Raw genomic sequence first — 24,598 nt, forward strand, 5'->3', positions numbered from 1 at the left:
GATCGGAAATGGCTTCGCGAGAACCTGCACGGTAGGGGGCCAATGTTTGACCGAAGTCAACGATACGTCGGTAAACACGTGAAAGAAAGGCCGTCGAACGTTGGAAAATCAGCCGAGGGAAACGGACATGGACCGTAAGAACAAGTTCAATATCGGCTATTTCATTTTTGCCTTCCTCCTGCTCGGCCTGTTTCAGGTATGGTTGGCATCGCGCGATGTCTCCCAACTCTCCTACAGCGATCTCATGCAGATGGTGAATCAGGGGAAGGTAGCCTCGGTGACGATCACCGAGTCCGCGATCCAGGGTCAGTTCAAGACGCCGCAAGACGGAAAAACGCTCTTCATCGCTAACAAAGTCGATCCGGTTACAGCCGAGACTTTTGAGAAAGCTGGGGTGAAAGTTTCGGGCGGCAGCGACAGCAACTGGCTGACCACGATCCTGTCATGGGTCTTGCCGGTCCTGGTGTTTTTCGGGCTCTGGATGTTCGTCTTTCGTGGATATGCTGACCGACAAGGCATGGGGGGCCTGATCAATATCGGCAAGTCAAAAGCCAAGGTCTATGTCGAGCGCAAGACCGGCGTAACCTTCAGGGATGTGGCTGGTGTCGACGAGGCCAAGGCGGAACTCCAGGAAATCGTCGCCTTCCTGAAGGACAAGGATAAGTACGGTCGTCTCGGAGCGCGTATTCCGAAAGGCATCCTGCTCGTCGGTCCGCCAGGCACCGGCAAAACGCTTATGGCGCGCGCGGTCGCGGGCGAAGCACAGGTACCTTTCTTCTCGATCTCTGGCTCGGAATTCGTCGAGATGTTCGTCGGCGTGGGTGCCGCCCGCGTGCGCGACCTCTTCCAACAGGCACGGCAGGCGGCACCCTGCATCATCTTCATCGACGAGCTCGACGCTCTCGGGCGCGCGCGCAGTCCGTTTGCCGGCTACGGCGGCGGTGACGAAAAGGAGCAGACCCTGAACCAGCTCCTGTCGGAGCTTGACGGTTTCGACCCGCGTGTCGGCATCGTGCTGCTTGCCGCGACGAATCGCCCGGAAGTTCTCGATCCGGCGCTGACCCGCGCCGGACGTTTCGATCGTCAGGTCGTTCTGGATCGACCTGACCGCAAGGGGCGTCAGGCGATCCTGAAGGTCCACATGAAGGCAATCACCGCTGCCCCGGAAGTGAATGTTGACGACATTGCCGCCATCACCCCGGGCTTCACCGGCGCGGATCTCGCCAACCTGGTCAACGAGGCGGCGATCTTCGCCACGCGGCGCAATGGCGAAAAGGTGACGATGGATGATTTCACCAATGCGGTCGAGCGCATCGTTGCCGGCTCGGAGAGAAGGGGCCGCCTGCTTCGACCGGAGGAACGCGAGCGGGTTGCCTATCACGAAATGGGTCACGCACTGGTCGCGACGAACCTGCCGAAGACCGATCCGGTGCATAAGGTATCTATCATCCCGCGCTCGATCGGCTCACTTGGCTACACGCTGCAGCGCCCAACAGACGATCGCTTCCTCATCACCACGAGCGAGTTGAAGCAACGTATGACGGCTTTGCTCGCAGGACGTGCCGCCGAGGAGATCATCTATGGCGAAGTCTCGACGGGCGCGGCTGACGACCTCGCCAAGGCGACCGATGTCGCGCGCCAGATTGTGACGCGCTTCGGCATGAGTTCGGTCGGTCAGGCCGTGCTCGAGGAGCAGAAGCAGCAGTGGCTGGGGGACGGATCAGCGCTCCATCCCCGGGACTATTCGGAGGCGACCGCGCGGGAGGTCGACCTCGCCGTTCGGGAAATGCTCGATGAGGCCTATTTGGCCGCGACGGATCTGCTCGGCGCGCACATGTCGGATCTCAAAGCGGGTACCAAACTTCTCCTGGAGCACGAGACGATCACGCCGGACGATTTTCCCCCGTTGCAGCGTGGCCAAGTGCCCGTGGTCCTGTCCGGGAAGGCCAAAGTCACTCCAGTCGCGGAAGCAGTGGGGCATGGTGGCTGACGTCTCGCGGTCAGCTCCAACAAGCGAAGGCGTAACGCCTTCGCCCGAGGCAGTTCTTGTCAACCTGCCCGATCATCCCCATGCCACATTGGGGATGATGGCGGGATGGGGCGCCGGGCTGTTGGTCCTTGCTGGGCTCGTTACCTTCATCCTTCATTTCGGTGACTTCGAGACATTTCTGACGACGCTGCGTCGGGCGGATCCGCTCTGGCTTGCCGCCGCGGCGCTCTGTCAACTCGCGACCTATGGCTGTGCCGCCGGCGTATGGTGGTGCGTCCTGCGCCGGACAGGAGCTGCGCGGCCATTGACCAGCCTGCTCAGCCTGGCGCTGGTCGAGCTCTTCGCCAATCAAGCTCTTCCGAGCGGTGGGTTGAGCGGCAGCATCATGGTCATTCGCGGTCTCGTGCGGCGCGGCGTTGGATCGCCAGCGGCGATCACGGCGCTTCTGGTTGCGGGCCTCTCCTATTATACGGCCTATCTGCTGGCCGGTCTGTCCGCGTTCGTCCTGCTGTGGCATTTCGGTGATCTTAGCGGGGCATGGCTCTCGCTCTCCATCGCCTTCGTGGCGGTCGTTGTGCTGCTTGCCGGGGCGGTGCTGGCGGTGACCCGTTCGCGTGGGCGGTTCATTCCCCACGCGATACTGCGTTGGCAGCCAGCCATCAGGTTCTCCGCCCTGCTTCGCCAGGTTCGCCTTGATACCATTCGTGACGGCCGCGTGGTTTTCGAGGCTGTCGTCTTCCAATGTGCGGTTTTCCTGCTCGATGCGGCGACGCTCTGGTGTGCCGGCCACGCCGTGGGTCTGGCGCTTTCCCCGGCAAGTGCCTTCATGAGCTTCGTGTTGGCTTCGGTGGTAGCCACGTTGTCGCCCATCCCCCTGGGGCTCGGCACGTTCGAAGGAACATGCGTCGGCATGCTCCACCTTCTGGGAGGCGGCCTCGAAACCAGCCTTGCAGCAACGCTCATTCTGCGCGGTTTTACGCTCTGGCTTCCGATGCTGCCGGGTCTGTGGCTGATCCGGAGGGAAATGAAGGCGATGCCGACAGGCGCCACATCACCCCAGGGAACGGCTTAAGCGTGAGGTGACCTGCGGCACCGGGACAAGCTAGTCCTTCTTGTCGAAGGCCTGATCAGGCGGTTGGAACGAGGATCCGCCGTAACGTCCCGTCCTTCAGCCAGAATTGGTGATAAAGTGCCGCGCAGGCATGCAGACCGATCAGAACGATGAAGACGGGCTTGCCCCATGTATGGATTTCGGCCCAAGGGTCGCCGAGATAGTAACCCAGCAGGCCGAGGACTGGCATCGCCACCAGCATTACGTAGAAGGCCGTGTGGCTTGCCTGCGCGGCGACATCCATCCAGCCACGCTGAATGGATGCCGGCGCGCCAATCGAAAGGCGGATCGCCAGCCTGATCGCCACCAGCCCCAGGATCGCCCATCCGGCCCAGTAATGCAGGTCGCCCCAGAGCTGTTCGGAAGGTGTGGGCACAGTGCCTCTCTCGATTGCACGGACGACGAAGTTCATCGACTCCCCGAAGGCCAGTTGAAAGATCACGATCGCCGCAATGATCCAATGCAGCCCAATCTGGGTTGCGGTGTATCCCTGCCTTGCCTGAATCGACATTTTCACTCTCCTGCCGTCCGATCATATTTCCAGTTGGCCAGAATTTCTCGAAAAATTCGCCATCCCGCGTTGACACGGATCAACACGAGCGGCGGGCTTTGCGGAGACACTTGTTCTGCGAGGCACGGAATAGTTCCTGCCACAACAGCGAGGTAACGAACCATGGACGACAGCACTTTGAAGCAGGACATCATCGATGAACTCGACTTCGAGCCCAGCATTGATGCGGCCGATATCGGGGTTGCTGTCGCGAGCGGCGTGGTCACGCTGACAGGCCATGTTCCGACCTATGCGCAAAAGAGCACGGTCGAGGACGTCGTTCGCCGCGTGAAAGGCGTCAAGGGCATCGCCGAGGAGATCGAGGTCCGCCCGTTTGGCACCAACCGCACGGCCGATGACGAAATCGCCAAGCGCGCCATCAACTCGATCGACTGGAATACATCCGTACCTGACGATGCCGTCCAGGTGAAAGTCCAGAAGGGCTGGGTGACGTTGACCGGTAAGGTCGAGTGGCAGTACCAGAAGATGGCTGCCGCCGATGCGATCCGCGATCTGGCTGGTGTGATCGGCGTTCAGAACGACATTTCGGTCAAGGCGCATGCTTCCGCTTTCGACGTCAAGCAGCGGATCGAGGGCGCGCTGAAGCGTAGTGCCGAGGTTGAGGCGCGGGCGATCCGGGTGAACGTGCTCGACGGCGGCAAGGTCACGCTGGAAGGTCACGTCCATGATTGGTCCGAGCGGAGGGCTGCGTCGCGTGCTGCTTGGGCGGCACCGGGCGTCAACATCGTGGACGACCGGCTCACCATTGGCTGAAGTGCATCGGTGAGAAAGGTATAGGAGGCGGTCAATCATGTCCGCCCCTCTTCATTGCGGGACAGCGTTCATGAAGGCGATGGTGCTTACGGCGATCGGACGGCCTCTGGTGTTTATGGAGCGACCCGATCCTGTGCCTGGGCCGGGTGACATCAGGCTCAAGGTGGAAGCCTGCGCCGTATGCCGCACCGACCTTCATGTCGTGGACGGCGATCTCGATCATCCGAAGCTGCCGCTAGTGCCAGGTCACGAGATCGTCGGCATCATCGATATGGTGGGCGAAGGCGTCGACAGGGCAAGGATCGGCCGCCGGGCCGGCATCCCATGGCTCGGCCACACGTGCGGCGAGTGTCCCTATTGTCGATCCGACGCGGAGAACCTTTGCGATCGCCCGCTTTTCACCGGCTATACGCGAGACGGAGGTTTTGCGACCCATGTCGTCGCCGATGCGGCCTTCACTTTCGATCTCAATCAGGATGCCGGCGCGGTCGCACAGGCGCCTTTGCTGTGCGCCGGCCTGATCGGTTGGCGCTCGCTGAAGAAGGCTGGGGACGGAAAGCGGATCGGCCTCTACGGCTTTGGCGCTGCCGCCCACATCATCGCGCAGGTCTGCGCCTGGCAGGGGCGCGACGTCTATGCCTTCACGCGGGCAGGCGATGTCGAGGCGCAGCATTTCGCCAAGAGCCTGGGCGCCGTATGGGTCGGGGGCTCCGACCAGATGCCTCCCGTTCCGCTCGACACCGCGATCATATTTGCACCAGTCGGCGAACTCGTGCCGGCGGCTTTGCGTGGGGTGCGCAAGGGCGGCGTGGTGGTTTGCGGCGGAATCCACATGAGCGACATTCCCCGGATGCCATATTCGATCCTGTGGGAGGAGCGGCACCTGATGTCGGTCGCCAACCTGACACGACACGACGCCGAGGAATTTTTTCCGATTGCGAAGAAGGCCGGAGTGAAGACGTACACTACGATCTATCCGCTCGATCGTGCCAATGAGGCACTTGCCGACCTGCGCGCCGGCCGGCTGAGCGGCGCGGCGGTGCTGGTACCGCAAGCCGATTGACATTCGCCGCCGGGACGTTTTCCCCAGCAGCGGCCTTTTCGTGTAGGCCCCCGTATCCCGGCATCTCCGAACGGCGCCGCCGCGGGGGAATCCATTTCCGTGCCACCTCGTTGACCGAGGTCAACACCGAGTTCGTTTGTGAAGCGCATGGATGAGCTGAATTTCACGACCAGCCAAGGAGACGTCGAATGAAAGCGCTCGTTTATGAAGGACCGGGGAAGAAATCCCTTGAGGAACGCCCGGTGCCTGGAATCAATGCGGCGACCGACGCGATCGTAAAGGTCACCAAGACCACGATCTGCGGTACCGACCTCCATATCCTGAAAGGCGATGTGCCCACCTGCACGCCCGGCCGCATTCTTGGCCACGAAGGCGTCGGTATCGTTGAAGAGGTTGGCGCCGGAGTGACCCAGTTCAAGAAGGGCGACCATGTCCTGATCTCCTGCATCTCGGCATGCGGCAAATGCGAATATTGCCGGAAAGGCATGTATTCCCACTGCACGACAGGCGGTTGGATACTCGGCAACACGATCGATGGCACGCAGGCCGAATATGTGCGCATCCCCCATGCAGACACCAGCCTCTACCCGATCCCGGAAGGAGCCGATGAAGAAGCGCTGGTGATGCTGAGCGACATATTGCCAACCGGCTTCGAATGCGGCGTGCTCAACGGCAAGGTGGAGCCGGGCGCGACGGTCGCCATCGTCGGTTCCGGACCGATCGGACTTGCCGCATTGCTTACGGCACAGTTCTACTCGCCGGCCGAGATCATCATGGTCGACCTCGATGAGAACCGGCTGGAGACCGCAAGGCGCTTCGGCGCCACGCAGACCGTGAAGGCGAGCGGCGAAGAGGCCAAACGGCAGGTACTTGCCCTTACCGGCGGGCGCGGTGTCGATGCCGCGATCGAGGCAGTCGGAATTCCACCCACATTCGAACTGTGCCAGGAAATCGTCGCGCCCGGCGGCACGATCGCCAATATCGGCGTCCACGGCACCAAGGTGGACCTGCATCTCGAAAAACTGTGGTCACAGAACATCGCCATCACCACGCGGCTGGTGGACACCGTCACCACGCCGATGCTGCTCAAGACGGTTCGTTCAGGCAAGATCGATCCGTCGAAGCTGATCACGCACCGCTTCAAGCTCGGTCAGATCCTGGATGCCTACGAAACGTTCGGAAGCGCGGCGAAGACCCATGCTCTCAAGGTCATCATCGAAGCGGCTTGATATTCGCTTCGGGCCTAATCTCGTTATATATCGTTACAGAACCTGGCGTCGGTCTTTGACCGGCGTCAGGTTTTGCCTACTTCAGGTCTACCGATAGCTTTTCCTTATCCTGCGCAGGCGTTTGTGGTTTGGCCGGTGTCTTCCACGATTCCGTTCCCGCGCGAAGAACCATGATTTGGTGACTTCCGAAACTGCCAGATAAAGCACCGTGATGATGATCAGGCCAGTCATGATCGACAGCGGCAAGGGCACGAAGCCGAGCCAGTTCGCATAAGGCAGATAGGGAGTCGCGAAGGCAAGCACGGCCACGCCGAGCGCCAGCCAGCAAAGCAACGCGCTTGGGCGGCTGCGCCAGAAGGCCTTGTGTGTACGGATGACGAGCAGGATGCCGAGTTGGGTAGCCAGCGATTCGACGAACCAGCTGGTCTGGAAAGTTGCCGGGTCTGCCTTCGCCAGCAGAAGAAGGAAACCGAAGGTCAAGAAGTCGAAGGCGGAGCTGATGAGGCCGAACGTGACCATGAAGCGGCGCACGAAGCCGATGTCCCAATGCCTTGGCTTGGTGGTCTGGTCGGGGTCGACAGTGTCGGTGGCGATCGCTAGCGCCGGAATGTCCGCGAGAAAATTGTTGAGCAGAATCTGCGGGGCGAGCAGCGGCAGGAACGGCAGCGCCAACGATGCGATCGCCATCGAAACCATGTTGCCGAAATTGGCACTGGTCGCGATGGAAATGTACTTCATCGTGTTGGCGAAGGTCGCGCGCCCATCGTCGACCCCGCGCGACAAAACGCCAAGATCGCGCTTGAGCAGGATCATGTCGGCGGCCTCGCGCGCCACGTCCACTGCGCCGTCGACGGAGATGCCGACATCGGCTTCATGCAAGGCAGGGGCATCGTTGATACCGTCGCCGAGATAGCCGACGACGTGGCCGCGTCGCCTCAGTGCTTCTATGATCCGCTCCTTCTGGTTGGGATCGATCTCAACGAACAGATCCGTGCGCTGCACCCGGCCAAACAGCGCCTCCTTTGTAAGCTTGGTGAGTTCCTCGCCCGTGAGAATGTTCTTGTGGCCAAGTCCAACGGTTTCGGCCAGATGCGTCACCACGTAGCGATTGTCGCCACTGATGACCTTGACGGCGATGCCGCGATCTTTCAGCGATTCCAGTATTTCCGCCATCCCGGGCTTTGGCGGGTCGAGAAAGAGAAGAAAGCCGGCGAATGAAAATCCGGTCTCGTCTTCCATGCGGTATGCATCCTGCCGGGCGAGGTGGCGGACGGCGAGGCCGAGTACACGGTAGCCCTGCATGCACCAGTCATGCACCATCTTATCGATTGCGGTTCGGTACGCCGCGTCGAGCGGCTTGGTCTCCGTTCCTGTCACGACTGACGAGCAGACGTCGAGCACGTTCTGGACCGCGCCCTTGCAAATCATCAGGTCGTTGCCGCTCGGCCCCCGCACCACCACCGAGAGCCGTTTACGGATGAAGTCGTACGGAATCTCGTCGACCTTGGAGTACTCGGAAAGCCGATCGTCCGGCTTTGCGTCGGCGGCGATCGCCTCGTCCAGCGGATTGGCCATCCCGGTCTGAAGCGTCGCGTTGAGCAAGGCCCAGCGATGCACATCCGGCGACGGTGCGCCGTCAATGCCATTGCAGGCGTCGAGATGGATGACGCCTTCCGTGAGCGTTCCCGTCTTGTCGGTGCAAAGGAGATCCATGCTGCCGAGATTTTCGATCGCATCGAGCCGGCGCACGATGACGCCATTGGCCGCCATCGTGCGGGCGCCGCGCGCAAGCGTGACACTGATGATGGCGGGCAAAAGTTCCGGCGTCAGGCCGACGGCGAGCGCCAGGGAAAACAACAGCGAGTCGATCGGCGGGCGGTGAAGCAGGAGATTGGCGAAGAACACCAATATGACGATGACCAGCATGATTTCGGTCATCAGATAGCCGAAGCGACGGATTCCCCGGCTGAATTCGGTCTCTGGCACGTTGCGCGCCACGACCGCCGCGATCGAGGCGAACTCCGTTCGGTCGCCAGTTCTGGCCACGACCATCGTTGCGGTGCCGCTGCGCACCGAAGTCCCGGTAAAGACGGTGTTGTTGCGCTGGCTGATCTGGGCATCGGGCGCCGATAGGCCTGGTGCCTTCACCACAGGGAAGGTCTCGCCGGTCAGTGCCGATTCGGAGACGTTGAAGTCACGTGCCTCCAGGAGCACTCCGTCGGCGGGCACAAGGTTGCCTGCTGACAGCCTTACGACATCGCCGGGCACCAACTCTTCTGCGGCAACGGACGTTTCCACCCCGCCGCGCAGCACTTGCGCCTTGCGCGATATCCGCGCCGTCAGCGCTTGCATCGCTTTTGAGGCGCCATACTCCTGCGTGAAGCTGAGAGTACAACTTGCCAGGACGATAACACCAATGATCACCGCTTCGCTGCCTTCTCCGACAAAGACGGAGACGATTGCCGCAAATACGAGGATCAACACCAGCGGGCTGCGGAACTGTCGCGCGAATGTGCCGAGCGCGGTGGCAGTCCCTTTACGGCCGATTACGTTCGGACCGACTTCGTTTAGGCGCGTCAGCGCTTCCGGTTCGGAAAGGCCGGTCGTCCTCGCACGTAGGTCGATGAAGAGGTCTTCAATTGGCCTTGACCAGTAGATGTCTGTCTTGGACGCGTCAGTGACGCTTTGAACATCCATGTCTGTGTTCCCTGCCGGAATGATGCTGCATAAGAGACAACGACAAATCTAGCGTAATTCAGAAGGCATCGGCATGATCGCGCCTTGACTGGCATCAGGGGAATCGGATGCCGTTTGACCGATGGGTTTTGCGCCCGCCTATCCGGGACGATAGACATTGGACAGCGATGCGGTACGGCGCGCTACGACCGTCGCTGCTAGTTCGGCATGAGATACGGTCAGTGATCACGAAACATGGCGATTGGCAGATACCAAATCGACTGGCGGCATTGCGCGCATTCCTCTCCTGCAGATACGGGCGTGGCCGCAAGATAACGTCTCCCACTTAGGGCGTGTTGATGCGGATCAAGCGCGCCTGCTGTCCAGGAAAAGATCAGCGTGCGTGGATCATGCCAGTGAGATCGCCAAAGGAGGCAATCCCGATCAGATCAATGGCATCAGGAGATAGGCAATCACGGCCGACATTGCCGCGACCAAGGTTGCTGCCGCAAAGCGCAGCCAATAGCCAGGCGGGCCCATCAAGATCGCAACCCCCACTCGTCCGATTGCATTCGTTCCAAGAGCGGCCAGCGTTGCCTGGCCAGCGGTTTCGAGAGAGACGGCCTGCCCTGCCATTCGCGTCGCCGTTAAGGTTGCGACATCCACATCGAAGGTCCCGGACAGAGCAGATGTTGCAATCAGGCCTCCACTACCCAATTGACCAACGAGGGCTGAACTGGCGACAGCAACGATTCCAAACGTGGCGGCGAAAACCATGAGTGGGGTGAGGTCGAACGGATTTCGGTTTGACACGACCGGTATCGCGCCATCACGGACACCTGTGAGCAGGAGAAATCCAGAGGCGCCGAACGCGCAGGCCGCGGCCAGCATGGGTGCCGCGATGGTCCCGGCCATCCGCGGCTGCACCAGCAAAACGATCGTCGCGACGCGCAGGATTGAGACCATAGCCGCCAATGCAGCGCCTCCGGCTAACGGTTTTGCGTCGCCACCCGCCTTGGCGGATCTGGCAAAAGCCAGCGTCACCGCCGTCGACGATATGAGCGCCCCGGCCAACGCGCTCACTACCAGCCCTTTCGTGGGGCCGAGGACCCGTACGGCGATATAACCGAGATAGGAGATCGCTGCCGTCAGCACCGTGAAGAACCAGATCTCCCAGGGGTTGAGACCTCCCCAAGGATCGATTGTGTGATCGGGGAGCAGTGGCAGGATGATCGCCGTCATCACAGCGAGCATCAGCGCGGACCGCAATTCGACCCATGACAGCCGCTGCAGCAGCCCATGCAGCCATTCCCTGCTGGCGAGTGTGGCGGCGAGCGCCGTGCCTGCAGCGGCCGCGGCCTGGTAGTCGCCGGAGACGGCCAATCCTCCAAGCGCAAAAACGCTCAAGGCTGCGACCACTCCAGTGACGCTGAAATCATTGTCGCGACGGGCTTCTCGCAGCGCGAATATCGCGAATACGGTCGCGAAGCCGAGAAATCCGGCAACGAATACGGACGGTTGGCCAAAGACGGCAGCCAACGCGGCGAAGACTCCGCCTAGCAATCCGGAGATGCTGTATGTGCGGATGCCGGCCGTACGGCTGCCGGCGGGCTCATCACGCTCCCGCCAGCCGCGTTCGAGGCCGACGAGCAAGCCGATGGCGAGTGCCAGGCCGAACCTGGGGATCAGCTGATCCATTAGATCGCTCCAGCGATGCCGATGACGCGCACCTTACCGCCCCGCATACGCAATCGCCTATTGCTTCTCGATAAAAGTGCCGCGTTCGCCAATGACAATGCGCACCGCGTCCTCCATCCTGCCGATCGCGGCGGGCTTTCCGGTCGCCTCGGAAAATTCGATCGCGGCGGTGACCTTCGGTCCCATCGAGCCGGATGGAAAGTCCCTGCCCGAAATCTCGGACGTGCGCACATGGCCGAGCGCGCGGGCGGCGTTCGTGCCCCATCCTACATAGACGGCATCGACATCGGTCAGCATGAGCAGCATGTCGGCCTCGAGCTGGCGGGCCAGCAGCGAGGAGGCGAGGTCCTTGTCGATGACGGCCTCGACGCCCGCAACGGCGCCGCTCTCCAGCTCGACGACGGGTATGCCACCTCCGCCGGCACAGATGACGATGACCCCATGCGCGACGAGGAAGGAGAGCACCTCCGTTTCCAGGATCGCCAACGGCTTTGGCGACGGCACGACGCGGCGCCATTTGTCGTTGTCTGGCGCGATTGTCCAACCGCGTTCGGCGGCGAACCTGCGTGCCGTCGCCTCGTCATAGACCGGGCCGATCGGCTTGGTGGGACTGGAGAAGGCGGGATCGCGCGGATCGACCTTTATCTGCGTCAGCAGCGTGGCAAAGAGCCTGTCCTTTATCACGTTGCCGAGTTCCTGCTGGAGGACGTAGCCGATCATGCCGGCACTCTCGGCATCCAGCACGTCGAGCGGGAATGCGCTTTCCGAGGAAGCCGCGGCCTGCAGAGCAAGCAGCCCGACCTGGGGCCCGTTGCCGTGCGTGATGATGAGCGTGTGACCATCGCGGATGAGATCGCCAAGAACGGCCGCAGCACGACGCACGTTGGTGCGCTGGTTCTCCGCGGTCATCGGCTCCCCCCTGCGCAGCAATGCATTGCCACCGAGCGCAACGACGACGCGCATCTCAGTTGCCGATCGTGGCGACGAGGATCGCCTTGATCGCGTGCATGCGGTTCTCGGCCTGGTCGAAGACGATGGATGCTTCGGACTCGAACACCTCGTCCGTGACCTCCATGCAGTCTATGCCGTACTTCTGCGAAATATGAACGCCGATCTCCGTTTCGGTATCGTGGAACGCAGGCAGGCAGTGCATGAACTTGGTGTAGGGGTTTCCGGTCGCTGCCATCAGCTTGCGCGTCACGCGATAGGGCGTCAGGAGCTTAATCCGTTCGGTCCAGCCGCTCTCGTCCTCGCCCATCGACAGCCAGACATCCGTATAGATGAAGTCGGCACCGAGCACGCAGCTTTCGACGTCGTCATCCAGCCTGAAGCGGCCCCCGCTCCGTTCAGCCAGCCCCCGAATATGCGCGCAAAAATGCTCTTCCGGCCACAGCTTCTTCGGGGAAGCGATGCGGATGTCCATGCCGACCTTGGCGGCGCCGATGGCCAGCGACTGTGCGACGTTGTCACGTCCTTCGCCGACAAACGCGACCGTCATGTCCGAAAGATGCTTGTGCGTGAACTCGCGCATGGTCATCAGGTCGGCGAGGATCTGGGTCGGATGATCCTCATTGGTCAAGCCGTTGTAGACCGGAACGCCGGCATAGGCGGCGAGCAGCTCGACCTGATGCTGTCCGAAGCCTCGATATTCGATCGCATCATACATGCGACCGAGCACGCGAGCGGTGTCTTTCATCGATTCCTTGTGGCCAATATGGCTGCCCGTAGGACCGAGATAGGTGACATGTGCGCCTTGGTCATAGGCGGCAACTTCGAAACCGGATCGGGTGCGTGTGGAATCCTTCTCAAAGATGAGCGCAATGTTCTTGCGGCTTAGCCGCGGTACTTCCGTCCCGCTCTGCTTGGCGGTCTTGAAATCGGCGGCTAGCTTGAGCAGGTAACGGATCTCGGACGGCGAGAAGTCGTCGAGTGTCAGCACGTTACGGCCATGGAGATTGACGGGCATGTCGGCGTTTCCTTGTTAGGCTCCGATTGTATTCAGATCGCGTCGCGCGCGATCGGACAGGTCATGCAGTGGCCGCCGCCGCGACCGCGGCTGAGCTCGCCACCTTCCACCGTAACAACTTCGATGCCGGAATGGCGTAGCAGCGTGTTGGTGTAGACATTGCGATCATAGCCGATGACGACTCCAGGCTCGACCGCGATGACGTTGTTGCCGTCGTCCCATTGCTCGCGCTCGGCTTCGTAGCCGTCGCCGCCTGTTGCAACGATGCGCAGGCTTTTCAGGCCAAGCGCCTCCTTGACGACTTCCGTGAACGGCTTGGTCTCCTCCACGACTTCGACCGCCGCCTCACCTTCGCCAGGACGCAGTGAGAAAGTGCGCAACCGCTCGACGACGGGCGGGTACATTGTGACGAGATCGCGGTCGCAGAAGGTGAAAATCGTATCGAGATGCATGAAGGAACGGTCTCGCGGCATCAGCGCAGCGATCACGCGCGTGGCTTCGCCGGCGGCGAACAGGCTGCGCGCAAGTCCTCCGACCGCCTGCGGTGTGGTGCGTTCGCCCATGCCGACCAGGACCACTCCCCCACCGACCGGCATGACATCGCCGCCTTCCAGGCTCACGCCCGGGCCTGGATTGTCGGGCGACACGAAGGGCAGGCCGGCATCACGAAAGCGGGGATGAAAGCGGTAGACGGCCTCGACATTGGCGGCTTCCGGCTTACGCGCCGGCCAGTACATGGCGTTGACCGAAATCGCACGATAGATCCAGCAGGAGGAGTCGCGGGTGAAAAGCTGGTTGGGCAGCGGAGGAAGCACGAAGTCCTGCGGCAGCAGCGTCTTGCCCGTCAGTCCGGCAGGCTTGAAGGGCAGTTCTGCCCGAGCAATGCCGCCGACAAGGAAAGTCGCCAGATCCGTGGCGGGCATCTCGTTGAGCCAGCCGCGCATCTCATCAACCATGTCGTAGCCGACCACCGAGGTATCGACCCTTCGGTCGAGCAGCCATTTGCGGGCGTCCGGCAACGCCATGGTCTCAGCTAGCAAATCAGCGAACTGATGCACCGTCACGCCGCGTTCGCGCAGGGCATCGACGAAGACGTCGTGCTCCTGTCTGGCGCGCTTGACCCACAGCACGTCGTCGAACAGCAGGGCCTTGCAATTGTCCGGGGTCAGACGCTGCAGGCTGAGGTCGGGTCGGTGCACCATCACCTCCCGCAGACGGCCGATTTCGGAATGAACGCCGAGAGCGGTCCCAAGAACAGTCATGGGTTGTTCCTTTCAATTGTGCAGGTTGACTTCAGAGCGCGCTAACCGCGCCCATCCACATTTCGTATGCGGCGTAGAGCCCGACCGCGATCAGGGCCACCGCCAACACTGCCTCGACTGGATGGAAGAGACGTGCCTGGTTTTCGCGCCGTGCCCAGACGTAAAAGATGATACCCACCGCATAGAGGATGGCGCACATGAACAGATACGAAAGTCCTGCCGCATAGACGAGCCACAGACCATATATCGTTGCCAGTAGCCCGATCAGCAGAGCGCCGGTGCGGTTTTCGCCCGGCTGGTAGCTTTCGCCGGTGATGGCAAGTTTCGCTGCATAGGCGCCAGAGAAGACGTAGGGCACCAGGATGGCCACCGAGGCGATCGAGAAAAGCGCCTGATAAGTGCTCTGGGCATAAAGGGTAATGATCAAGAACACTTGCACGAGCAGGTTGGTGACAAGCAAGGACGTGGATGGCACGCCGCGCTCGTTCTCGTAGCCGAAGAACTTTGGCATGGTGCCATCATTGCCAGCGACGTGCGGGATTTCGGCTGCGAGCAGGGTCCAACTCAGGAAGGCGCCAACAACTGAAACGACGAGCGCGAGGTTGATAAGGATCGCACCCCATGGACCGACCACGGCCTCCAGAACGCCCGCCATCGAAGGGTTCTTCAGAGCGGCAAGTTCCGGCTGGCTCAGGACGCCGAGCGATAACAGCGAAACCAGCGCATAGAGCGCCAGGCAACTGAAGAAGCCGAGCACCGTGGCGGTGGCGATATCCTTTCGGCGTTCGGCACGGGCGGAAAAGACGCTGGCGCCCTCGATGCCGATGAACACCCATAGTGTCACCAGCATGGTGCTTTTCACCTGCGTCATGATCGTGCCGAGGCTGGCGTTACCGAGTCCGGTGAAATCAAGCGACCAAACCTGCATCTTGAACGCCACTGCGACTATGCCAACGAACAGCACGATCGGCGCGATCTTGGCGATCGTGACAACCGTGTTCACGATCGCCGCCTGGCGCACGCCAGCCATGATCAGGAGATGGATGGCCCAGAGCAGCACGGATGCGCCCAGCACCGCCTGCCAAGTGTTGCCATCGCCGAAGGCTGGATAAAAGTAGGACAGAGCGCTGAAGACGATGACGGCATAGGAGACGTTGCCCACCCAGGCGCTGACCCAGTAGCCCCAAGCGGCGTTGAAGCCGATGAACGGACCAAAGCCGGCCTTGGCATAGGCGTAAGGACCCGCGTCCAGAGTCGGCTTACGGGTGGCCAGCGACTGATAAACAAAGACCAGTGCCAACATGCCAACTGCCGTGATGCCCCAGCCGATGATGATGGCGAGCGGGCCGGCACCGGCCGCCATGTTCTGCGGCAGGCTGAACACACCCGAGCCGACCATCGAACCGATCACGAGGGCGGTGAGCGCGCCAAGGCGCAGCTTATTGCTTGATCCTGCCGATGTCGAAGTGGCCAACACAGCAGGCGGGGGAGTATCAGAAGTGGGAATATCAGTGACGGCCATGGCAGGTCTCCGAGGTTTTGGCTGTTTTCCCGGAGACGATCGTTTGGTTCCGTCGGGATGACATTGACGCGGGTCAAATCGACGTCAGGTTTTATTTGGTGAGGCCGGACGTAAATTGTTCAAGAGTGATCGCTACCGCAATTCGAACAGCTCTTGATGGAACCGCTCGTCCACAGGCAAGCCCTGAGCGGCGAAGTCTGCCCGTAGTGCTGCTCCGAACTTAATGGGACCGCAGAACCAAACGCTTGCTTCTGGCCAGCCGGGGACCATCTCGCGGATACGCTCGCCAGAAAGCTTGCCGTCACGCGCGTCTATCAGGGTGTGGAGACGTACGTTGGCGGCGCGAGCATCCTGCGCGAGGCGTTTCAGTGCTTCTTCATCGACCTCACGCGTGGTGTGGAACAGGTCGATTTCGGGACGAGTCTGGGTCGATTTTTGAGTTGCCATCTCCTTCAAGCGCGCGACGAAGGGTGTGATGCCGATGCCGGCGCCTACCCAAATCTGGCGCGGCGAACCGTCATCGAACGTGAAGCAACCATATGGGCCCTCGACGGTGACCTTCTGGCCCACTTTCAGCCGGTCGACCAAACCGCTCGTGTGATCGCCGAGTTCCTTGGAAATGAAGGTGATCGCGGGGTTGGAGGGGTCCCAAGCCGAAGCGATTGTGTAGGGATGCGCCCCTTCGAATGGGTTGGACGTCGCAAACGCGAATTGTCCAGCTTCGTGGCCCTGCCAGCCTTGCCCCACCTCAATCACAGTTTCAAGGGAGCGGACGCCCGGATAGTGGCGCATCTCGGCAATCTCGCCCATGACGCGCCTTCCGGCGCCAATCCGCCCAAAGAGCGAGATAACCGCCGCGTAGCTGCCGGCAACCAGTAGAACGGCGACGATTGGTCCGAGAGGCGTCACCCACATGCCATAGTCGAGCAAGACGACTGCATGGAATGCAAGTGCAAGGTAGACGACGGGCATAAGTCGGTGGCTATAGCGAAACCACCGGTAAGGGATGAGCTTGATCAGCGCGATCAGCAGCAGGGCGACCACGGCGTAGAAAGCCAATTGCCCAACATCCTCCGCCGTACCGTGAAAGTTCCCAAGAAATCGGCGAATCGGGTCTGTGATCTCTGGGCGTGGCCCACGGGCCGGGGGCACGAGGAACCCAAGCCCAACTGCCCATTTAGGTCCTTCGGACCAGAGCCAGTGAAAGATCGCAAGCCCCAGCACGCCGATCCCCAGCCATTTGTGCAGCCTGTACATCTTGTCGAGGCCACCCAATCCCACCTCGGGCCAGCGCGGCCGAATCGACAGAAGCATAGCTACGCTCATGGCTCCGATGGCCAAGACTCCACTGAACTGCAAAAGCAATTCGCGCAGAGCAAAGACATTCGTGGCCGAGAAAATTGCGCTATTCCAAGCAAGCCAAAGTAGGCTCAGTACAATCCAGAAGCCCCAGAACAGCCGTATATTACCACGCGTCACGATCGCCTCATTCCGTATCCGGCTTGCTCATACTCGAAGAGCGGAACACCGCCATGACCTGCATCAATGGCGCCATCCTATTTTCTGTCGGTCCGATGATGATGGTCATCAGATACTGCAATCCGTTTTATCCATGGCGCAACGCGAAGCGGCATTGAGCAGGATCAAGGAAGTATTGGACGATGACGATATCAGCTCGACGCGTTGTGCGCTGATGTTGACGGGCGGCGCCGGCAGGCATGGGCTTGGAACTGATCGCCTGGTGTTGGCGGCTATCACCAGTTCTTGTCGTAATCCCGGCGCGCATCTATCCGCGCCTGATGAAACCTGGGAAAAGTTCACCCAAACGCGAAGGTGTTCGATTCTCGGTGAGCAATTTGCAGCGTTCTGCTTGCGAGCTTGCGGCCGCCAGCGCCTGCAAGGGCCGTCCATTGTGCATGCTTTGGCCCGCCAATGGGTATTGGTTGGTTCCGCATGTACGTGCCACGTCGCGCAAGGGATCGCCGATCGGCAGCGAGAGCGGCATGACCTGGGGCAGCGCATTGAGCAGGCCGCTGCCAACGTCTCCCGAGAGACGGTAGGCGCCGCACAGGAACACCGTTGCCTGCGGGTCGCCCGAGAAGTGGTCAGCTCCGTGACACGCCCGGAATTCCTCGGGTTCAAGGCAGTCGGCGCCGGGCTCATGCCCGATATCTCCCCGCCGAGTAGCTTCGGTCCGGCGACAGTCTCCTGAGGTCATGGGCATTCTTGCGAAGCATCTCGCCTCGTCGCTCATGGCCATCCGGCCGCTATCCATTCCTCCACCGCAACTTTGTTGGCGCTCTGAAATTGGTCAAGCCCAGACGTATCGACTTGCATGGCCACCGTTGACGCCACCCTTGTAGATCAATCCGATGAACAAACGAAGGAAGCTGGAGCTGACATTCTCGATGATAGCGCGGGACAGCGCCGTCAACTGCGCCCTGAAAACACTATCCCACCACAGCCGAAAAATGCCCTTAAACGGCTCTGCCTTGACTTGGAACAAGGCGACGTCGCTCGAAACAGCATCGGTCTTCCTATCCTTGGGGACTGACGGGTGTTGTTCATTGGAGCGAAAGGAGCATCAATCGGTCGGGCAACCGTTTGGACAGTCACGGCTCGCAAAAGCATAACGAATGAAACCAAATAATGGAGGAGGTGGAAGGTGGGTCGCGAACGTATCGGCTGCGACAGGTTGCGCGCCAAGGTCACGAGTGCGGAGCATGCAGCTTCATTCATCGCCTCGGGGAGCACCGTTGGAATGAGCGGCTTTACTGGCTCCGGTTACCCCAAGACCGTTCCTCTCGCATTGGCTAGACGGATCGAAGTCGAGCACGCGGCCGGCAACCCCTTCCGCATTCGCGTGTGGACCGGCGCTTCGACCGGCCCTGAACTGGATGGCGCCCTTGCCAAGGCGGACGGCATAGAATTCCGCCTGCCCTACAATTCCGATCCGGTCGCCCGCGAGATGATCAACCGCGGCGAAATGGAGTATTTCGACATGCATCTGAGCCAGGTCGCGCCGATGGCGTGGCAAGGCTTTCTCGGGCCACTCGATACGGCAGTCATCGAAGTCGCCGGGATCAGGCCCGATGGCTCGCTCATTCCGTCCTCCTCGGTCGGCAACAACAAGACTTGGCTCGACCGCGCACGGCAAGTGATCCTGGAGGTCAACAATTGGCAGAATGCCGCCCTCGAAGGGATGCACGACATTTACTACGGCACGGCACTGCCGCCTCATCGAGTGCCCATTCCACTCATCCGTCCGGACCAGCGCATTGGCGAGCCGTGTTTCCGCTGCGACCCTGAAAAGATCGTCGCAATCGTCGAGACCCACGCGCCAGACCGCAACCTTCCTTTCTCGCCGCCGGACGACACGGCTCGGTCCATCGCCGGGCATCTCTTGGAGTTCTTCCGTCATGAGGTGGCGAAGGGAAGACTTCCCGCATCCCTGCTTCCGATCCAGTCGGGTGTCGGAAACATTGCCAATGCCGTGCTTGGCGGTCTCGTCGATGCGGCGTTTGAGGATATGACCGCCTATACCGAGGTGATCCAGGACGGCATGCTGGACCTGCTCGAGTCCGGCAAGCTTCGCATGGCTTCCGCGACGGCGTTTTCGCTGAGCCCCGAGGCCGCGGCACGGCTCAATGCCGACATGGCGCGCTTCCGGGACAAGATGATCCTTCGGCCCCAGGAAATCAGCAATCATCCGGAACTGATCCGGCGTCTGGGCTGCATCGCGATGAACGGGCTGATCGAGGCCGATATCTATGGCAACGTCAATTCCACGCACATCATGGGATCGCGGATCCAGAACGGCATCGGCGGGTCAGGCGATTTCGCGCGCAACGCCTATGTTTCCATCTTCATGACGCCCTCGACGGCCAAGGGCGGGAAGATTTCCGCGATCGTGCCGCAAGCGAGCCACGTGGATCACATCACCCAGGATGTTCAGGTGATCGTGACCGAACAGGGCCTCGCCGATCTGCGCGGCCTCTCGCCCAAGCAGCGCGCCGAGATCATCATCGCGAATTGCGCGCATCCCGACTACAAGCCGGCATTGGCCGACTATTACCGGCGGGCCAGGGAGCATTCCTACGGTCAGCAGTCGCCGTCGCTGCCCGGTGAGGCGCTTTCCTGGCACCAGAGGTTCATCGAAACCGGAACCATGCTTCACTGAGGTACGGCAGATACAGGCTGTCCATGGCTGCGCCAAAGGGGCCGACAGGTGCCGCGAACAATTGACGTATCAAGTGTGATTTCCCGCAATGGTGGCGGCTCCTCGATGCCAATTTGATCAGGTCGACCTAGCCCTGGCTCAGAGTTCGACCCTTCATCTCAGGGCAAACCGTTTTGTTGCAACCGATTCGTCAAAAGCGGCGTCGCGCTGCAAAATCCTGCTGCTGTGCCCGCGCCGATCAGCTCACAAAACTACGCCGGCGCAGGTGGAAATGCGACGTTTCATGTGGTTCAACCTAAGCAGTTCGCCGCGAAGGTGCCGATCCCGAAACGGCTGATGCACATTCTCGAGGGTGAATCGCTTCTGAACGACGCTTCCGGCCTCGTCTGCATGCGTTTTGAGCAAGATCAATTTCGCCAGGGTTATGTAGTGCTCCATTGGCCGGGCCAGCGCCTGCAGCGCCTGATTCACTATCGAGGCTCCCATGAAAACTCCCGCACAATCTTTCATCATCGAAGTCAAACGCAAATACCGCATTCCGCCAGACCATTCGCCCCTTTTGGCGATTCAGAATGGAAGCCGCGCGGCGGAGAAGATTACTCCTCTATCGACGAGTCGTAGTGCCTCGAACGAGCCGATTCGCTCGCTGAAAGGCAATAGAAATCTGCTCCACCTCCAAATCCCCGCAGCCAAGTGACGTGGTGCTCGATCAATATTTCGTTCGGTTGACATGGCAAAACGAGCTCCCGTTCAAAGCCCTCCCCGTCAAAACACCGGCCGGAACGTGAGGATTAGCGATCATGTGGAGCGAAGTGCTGCCAAGGTGAGTTGAGCGATCATTTTTTCTTCGTCGGTCGCAACAACGCGGATTTCGATACGGCTTTCCGGCGCGCTAATCACCGCATCGCCGCGCTCGTTGGCTGCGTGATCGAGTACGACGCCAAGCCATGCGAGCCTTAAACAAATGGCGGCGCGGACCTGCGGTGCGTGTTCGCCTATGCCGGCGGTGAAGACGATGCCGTCCACCCCGCCGAGTGAGCTTGCCATAGCGCCGGCCTCCCGCGCGATGCGGTAAGCGAAAAGCTCGACGGCTTCGGCGGCGCGCTGATCGGTGCTGCCAAGGAGTGCGCGCATGTCGCTGGAGATGCCACCCGACACGCCGAGCAGGCCGGAGTGCTTGTACAGAAGGTCCTCCACCTGTTTCGCGGTCATGCCGCGTTCCTGCAATAGATACAGGATCACGCCCGGATCAAGATTGCCGGGGCGCGTGCCCATCATCAGCCCGTCCAGCGTGCTGAAGGCCATGGTCGTGTCGATGCTTTTTCCGCCGCTGAGCGCGCACAGGCTTGCGCCATTACCGAGATGGGCAACGATCACGCGGCCTCTGGCCAGCTTGGGCGCGATCTCATGTAGACGGCCGGCAATGTATTCGTAAGACAGGCCATGGAAGCCGTAGCGGCGAACACCCATGGTCTCGTATTCGCGTGGCAGCGCGAAGCGGCTGGCGACGAGCGGCATCGTGTTGTGGAAGGCAGTGTCGAAGCACACGACCTGCGGAAGCTTTTGCCGTGCGGTCGCGATCGCCCGGATTGGCGCGACATTCTGTGGCTCGTGGAGCGGGGCTAGCGGCGTCAGCAGGTCGAGCGCGGCAAGAAGTTCGGGCGTCACCCGTTCCGGCCGGGCGTGGTTTGGACCACCATGCACCACCCGGTGACCCACAGCGATCAGCCGCTCCTCGCCGACATGGGCGTCGATCCAATCGATCATGTTTCCGAAGAGCATTCGGAAATTCCCTGCGGCGTCCGGCCAGCGCTGATCGACAAGAACAACTCCGTTAGCATCACGCGCCACGAAATGCGGATCGGCAGCGATCTCCTCGATCTCGCCGCGTACAGCAAGGTCGAACCGATCTGTGCCGGTCTTGAACAGCGCGAACTTGAGGCTGGAGGACCCGGCATTGAGAGTCAGGATCGTGTCCGCCATTACCAAAAACCTCCTAGTCCCTCACCCTGCCCGTCTCAGGACGGTGGACCTTGATCCGCATCAAGGCAATCATATCGGAGCTGTATCATTTTGAGGGCCGATGTGCCCTACAGGACTGCGTTCTCCGGGCGGTCCGTCATGGCTCGCTCCGCAACTTGCCCTGCGGTGCTTCAACAAGGAAGGCGAATGACAAATGCAAGAGAGCAATCCGACGTCCAACGAGGCAGCCCCGCTTGCACCCGACGAGATTGGTCTGATCAATGCATGGTGGCGCGCGGCCAACTACCTGTCGGTTGGCCAGGTCTACCTCCTGGCCAACCCGCTCCTGCGCGAGCCGCTGACGATGGAACATGTCAAGCCGCGGCTGCTTGGCCATTGGGGCACCACGCCCGGCCTCAATTTCCTCTATGTCCATCTCAACCGCATCATCCGCGAGCGGGATGCGAACGTTCTTTTCATCGCCGGTCCGGGTCATGGTGCTCCGGGCGTGGTCGCGTCGACCTGGCTCGAGGGAACCTACAGCGAGCTCTATCCCGATGTCTCGCAGGACGAGGCCGGGATTTGCCGTCTTTTCCGCCAGTTCTCCTTTCCCGGTGGCATCCCAAGTCATTGTGCGCCGGAGACGCCTGGCTCCATCCATGAGGGCGGCGAACTGGGCTATTCGCTCAGCCACGCCTACGGCGCGGTCTTCGACAATCCCGATCTGGTCGCCGCTTGCGTGATCGGTGATGGCGAAGCCGAGACCGGGCCTCTCGCCACCTCTTGGCATGGCAACAAGTTTCTCAATCCGAAAACCGACGGCGCCGTCCTGCCGATCCTGCACCTGAACGGCTATAAGATAGCCAATCCGACCGTGCTCGCCCGCATCGGCTGGGAGGAACTGCGGTCGCTGCTTGTCGGCTACGGCTATCGTCCGATCCTTGTCGAGGGCGACGAGCCTGAGGTGATGCACCAGAAGATGGCGGCCGCGCTCGACGATGCCTTCGCCGAAATTGGCGCCATCCAGGAGAAGGCGCGCACCGGCGGTAGCGTCGAGCGTCCGATCTGGCCGATGATCGTCTTAAAATCGCCGAAGGGCTGGACCGGGCCGAAGACTGTCGACGGGCTGAAAGCGGAAGGGTTCTGGCGCTCTCACCAAGTGCCGTTCACCATGGAGAAGCCGGAGCATCTGGGGCTGCTTGAGGAATGGCTGCGCAGCTACAAGCCGGAGGAACTATTCGACGAGACAGGCCGGTTGAAACCGGAGGTCGCTGCACTGGCGCCAGCGGGCGACAAGCGCATGAGCGCCAATCCGCACGCCAATGGCGGGGCTCTGATGCGACCGCTCAGGATGCCGGACTTCAGGGACTATGCCGTGACGGTCCACAGTCCGGGCGACACGGATGCGGAGTCCACGAAGATTACCGGCGGCTTCCTGCGGGACGTGATGCACAACAATGCCTCGACCCGCAACTTCCGCGTCTTCGGCCCGGACGAGACCGCCTCCAACCGGTTGCAGGACCTTTTCGAGGTGACCGACCGGGCCTGGGATGCCGAGACGCTTTCCTACGATGATCATTTGTCGCCGGAAGGACGCGTGATGGAAATCCTTTCGGAACATACCTGTCAGGGCTGGCTGGAAGGCTATCTGCTCACCGGTCGGCATGGCTTCTTCTCATGCTATGAAGCCTTCATCCACATCGTGGATTCTATGTTCAATCAGCACGCCAAGTGGTTGAAGACCTCGAAGGAGGTCGCCTGGCGCCGCCCGATCGCTTCGTTGAATTACCTGCTGACCTCGCATGTCTGGCGGCAGGACCATAATGGCTTCAGCCATCAGGACCCCGGCTTCGTCGACCATGTCGCGAACAAGAAGGCCGACATCGTACGCGTCTACTTCCCTCCGGACGCCAACACGCTGCTCTATGTCACCGACCATTGCCTAAGGAGTTGGAACCGCGTCAACGTCATCGTCGCCGGCAAGCAGCCGCAGCCGCAATGGCTGATTATGGACGAGGCGATCAAGCATTGCTCGGCCGGCATCGGCATCTGGGAATGGGCGAGCAACGACCGCGGCGGCGAGCCCGAAGTGGTCATGGCCTGTTGTGGCGACGTGCCGACGCTGGAGACGCTGGCCGCCGTCGATCTGCTGCGCCAACACCTCCCCGACCTGAAGGTCCGCGTCATCAACATTGTGGACCTGATGACACTGCAGCCCAAGACCGAGCATCCGCACGGCCTGTCCGACGCCGATTTCGATGAGCTATTCACGAAGGACAAACCGGTGATCTTTGCCTATCACGGCTATCCTTGGCTTATCCACCGGCTCGCCTACAAGCGCACAAACCACGACAACATGCACGTCCGCGGCTTCAAGGAAGAGGGCTCCACTACCACCCCCTTCGACATGGTCGTGCGCAACGATCTCGACCGTTTCCATCTGGTCGCCGACGTGATCGACCGCGTGCCACGGCTCGGGCCGATCGCCGCCTATGTCAAGCAGGCCATGCGCGACAAACTCATCGAGCACAACCAGTATATCCGTGAACACGGCGCGGACATGCCCGAGGTGGCGGGATGGCGCTGGCCGGGAAGAGAATGAGCGGGTTTGCTGC

At 61.0% G+C, this 24,598-nt stretch carries 19 protein-coding genes; 10 read left to right on the forward strand and 9 right to left on the reverse strand.

Translation table 11 applies throughout. The features are described 5' to 3' along the window. Nucleotides 1-127: 127 nt before the first annotated feature. Both ftsH and AC1VON_RS31290 read left to right on the forward strand, forming a co-directional pair. Complete coding sequence (ftsH, locus tag AC1VON_RS31285) at nucleotides 128-1,990, forward strand: ATP-dependent zinc metalloprotease FtsH (RefSeq protein WP_483125982.1); 1,863 nt, start codon at nucleotides 128-130, stop codon at nucleotides 1,988-1,990. 97 nt (nucleotides 1,991-2,087) lie between these two features. Beyond that, nucleotides 2,088-3,062, forward strand: coding sequence for a lysylphosphatidylglycerol synthase transmembrane domain-containing protein (locus tag AC1VON_RS31290; RefSeq protein WP_483126404.1), 975 nt, complete (start codon nucleotides 2,088-2,090; stop codon nucleotides 3,060-3,062). Between the two features lie 55 nt (nucleotides 3,063-3,117). Here the strand turns inward: AC1VON_RS31290 and AC1VON_RS31295 are convergent, their stop codons facing one another. After that, entirely contained in the window at nucleotides 3,118-3,612 is a 495-nt protein-coding gene (locus AC1VON_RS31295; RefSeq protein ID WP_483125983.1) for a cytochrome b, read from the reverse strand. A gap of 162 nt (nucleotides 3,613-3,774) precedes the next feature. Between AC1VON_RS31295 and AC1VON_RS31300 the strand changes: the two genes are divergently transcribed. The 3 genes from AC1VON_RS31300 to AC1VON_RS31310 all read left to right on the forward strand — a co-directional run bounded on the left by AC1VON_RS31300 (nucleotide 3,775) and on the right by AC1VON_RS31310 (nucleotide 6,717). Then, entirely contained in the window at nucleotides 3,775-4,425 is a 651-nt protein-coding gene (locus AC1VON_RS31300) for a BON domain-containing protein (RefSeq protein ID WP_483125984.1), read from the forward strand. Nucleotides 4,426-4,495: 70 nt separating this feature from the next. After that, nucleotides 4,496-5,488 carry a zinc-dependent alcohol dehydrogenase family protein gene (locus AC1VON_RS31305; RefSeq protein ID WP_483126405.1) on the forward strand — a complete coding sequence of 331 codons (993 nt, stop codon included), beginning with the start codon at nucleotides 4,496-4,498 and terminating at the stop codon, nucleotides 5,486-5,488. 188 nt (nucleotides 5,489-5,676) lie between these two features. Further along, nucleotides 5,677-6,717: a zinc-dependent alcohol dehydrogenase family protein gene (locus AC1VON_RS31310; protein WP_483125985.1), complete on the forward strand. Its 1,041-nt coding sequence runs from the start codon at nucleotides 5,677-5,679 to the stop codon at nucleotides 6,715-6,717. An 87-nt stretch (nucleotides 6,718-6,804) separates the two neighbouring features. Here AC1VON_RS31310 and mgtA read toward each other — a convergent pair whose 3' ends face one another. The 7 genes from mgtA to AC1VON_RS31345 all read right to left on the reverse strand — a co-directional run bounded on the left by mgtA (nucleotide 6,805) and on the right by AC1VON_RS31345 (nucleotide 17,320). Then, nucleotides 6,805-9,414: a magnesium-translocating P-type ATPase gene (mgtA, locus tag AC1VON_RS31315; RefSeq protein ID WP_483125986.1), complete on the reverse strand. Its 2,610-nt coding sequence runs from the start codon at nucleotides 9,412-9,414 to the stop codon at nucleotides 6,805-6,807. 423 nt (nucleotides 9,415-9,837) lie between these two features. Then, nucleotides 9,838-11,091: an MgtC/SapB family protein gene (locus AC1VON_RS31320; protein ID WP_172348844.1), complete on the reverse strand. Its 1,254-nt coding sequence runs from the start codon at nucleotides 11,089-11,091 to the stop codon at nucleotides 9,838-9,840. A 57-nt stretch (nucleotides 11,092-11,148) separates the two neighbouring features. Next, nucleotides 11,149-12,054, reverse strand: coding sequence for a carbamate kinase (gene arcC, locus AC1VON_RS31325; RefSeq protein ID WP_483125987.1), 906 nt, complete (start codon nucleotides 12,052-12,054; stop codon nucleotides 11,149-11,151). Nucleotide 12,055: 1 nt separating this feature from the next. Then, nucleotides 12,056-13,057 (reverse strand): ornithine carbamoyltransferase, encoded by a 1,002-nt coding sequence (argF, locus tag AC1VON_RS31330; RefSeq protein ID WP_483125988.1) that lies wholly within the window; start codon nucleotides 13,055-13,057, stop codon nucleotides 12,056-12,058. 32 nt (nucleotides 13,058-13,089) lie between these two features. Next, nucleotides 13,090-14,319, reverse strand: coding sequence for an arginine deiminase (locus tag AC1VON_RS31335; protein WP_483125989.1), 1,230 nt, complete (start codon nucleotides 14,317-14,319; stop codon nucleotides 13,090-13,092). A 31-nt stretch (nucleotides 14,320-14,350) separates the two neighbouring features. Further along, complete coding sequence (arcD, locus tag AC1VON_RS31340; RefSeq protein ID WP_172348840.1) at nucleotides 14,351-15,841, reverse strand: arginine-ornithine antiporter; 1,491 nt, start codon at nucleotides 15,839-15,841, stop codon at nucleotides 14,351-14,353. 132 nt (nucleotides 15,842-15,973) lie between these two features. Further along, complete coding sequence (locus tag AC1VON_RS31345) at nucleotides 15,974-17,320, reverse strand: ferredoxin reductase family protein (RefSeq protein ID WP_483125990.1); 1,347 nt, start codon at nucleotides 17,318-17,320, stop codon at nucleotides 15,974-15,976. Nucleotides 17,321-17,453: 133 nt separating this feature from the next. Here AC1VON_RS31345 and AC1VON_RS31350 point away from each other — a divergent pair, with 133 nt between their 5' ends. From AC1VON_RS31350 to AC1VON_RS31365, 4 genes are all read left to right on the forward strand, one after another. Further along, nucleotides 17,454-18,053, forward strand: coding sequence for a hypothetical protein (locus AC1VON_RS31350; RefSeq protein ID WP_483125991.1), 600 nt, complete (start codon nucleotides 17,454-17,456; stop codon nucleotides 18,051-18,053). 123 nt (nucleotides 18,054-18,176) lie between these two features. After that, a complete protein-coding gene (locus AC1VON_RS31355; RefSeq protein WP_483125992.1) occupies nucleotides 18,177-18,395 on the forward strand; it encodes a hypothetical protein in 219 nt (72 codons plus the stop codon). Nucleotides 18,396-18,506: 111 nt separating this feature from the next. Next, nucleotides 18,507-20,021: an acetyl-CoA hydrolase/transferase family protein gene (locus AC1VON_RS31360; RefSeq protein ID WP_483125993.1), complete on the forward strand. Its 1,515-nt coding sequence runs from the start codon at nucleotides 18,507-18,509 to the stop codon at nucleotides 20,019-20,021. Nucleotides 20,022-20,246: 225 nt separating this feature from the next. Continuing rightward, nucleotides 20,247-20,642 (forward strand): hypothetical protein, encoded by a 396-nt coding sequence (locus AC1VON_RS31365; protein WP_483126420.1) that lies wholly within the window; start codon nucleotides 20,247-20,249, stop codon nucleotides 20,640-20,642. 177 nt (nucleotides 20,643-20,819) lie between these two features. On the opposite strand, the gene AC1VON_RS31370 is transcribed toward AC1VON_RS31365, so the two are convergent. Then, nucleotides 20,820-22,004, reverse strand: coding sequence for an acetate/propionate family kinase (locus tag AC1VON_RS31370; protein WP_483125994.1), 1,185 nt, complete (start codon nucleotides 22,002-22,004; stop codon nucleotides 20,820-20,822). Nucleotides 22,005-22,197: 193 nt separating this feature from the next. On the opposite strand from AC1VON_RS31370, the gene AC1VON_RS31375 reads away from it, so the two are divergent. Next, nucleotides 22,198-24,585, forward strand: a complete 2,388-nt coding sequence (locus AC1VON_RS31375; RefSeq protein ID WP_483125995.1) for a phosphoketolase family protein — start codon at nucleotides 22,198-22,200, stop codon at nucleotides 24,583-24,585. The last annotated feature ends 13 nt before the right edge of the window (nucleotides 24,586-24,598 follow it).

The organism is Mesorhizobium sp. HAY1-8B (genome assembly GCF_056868045.1).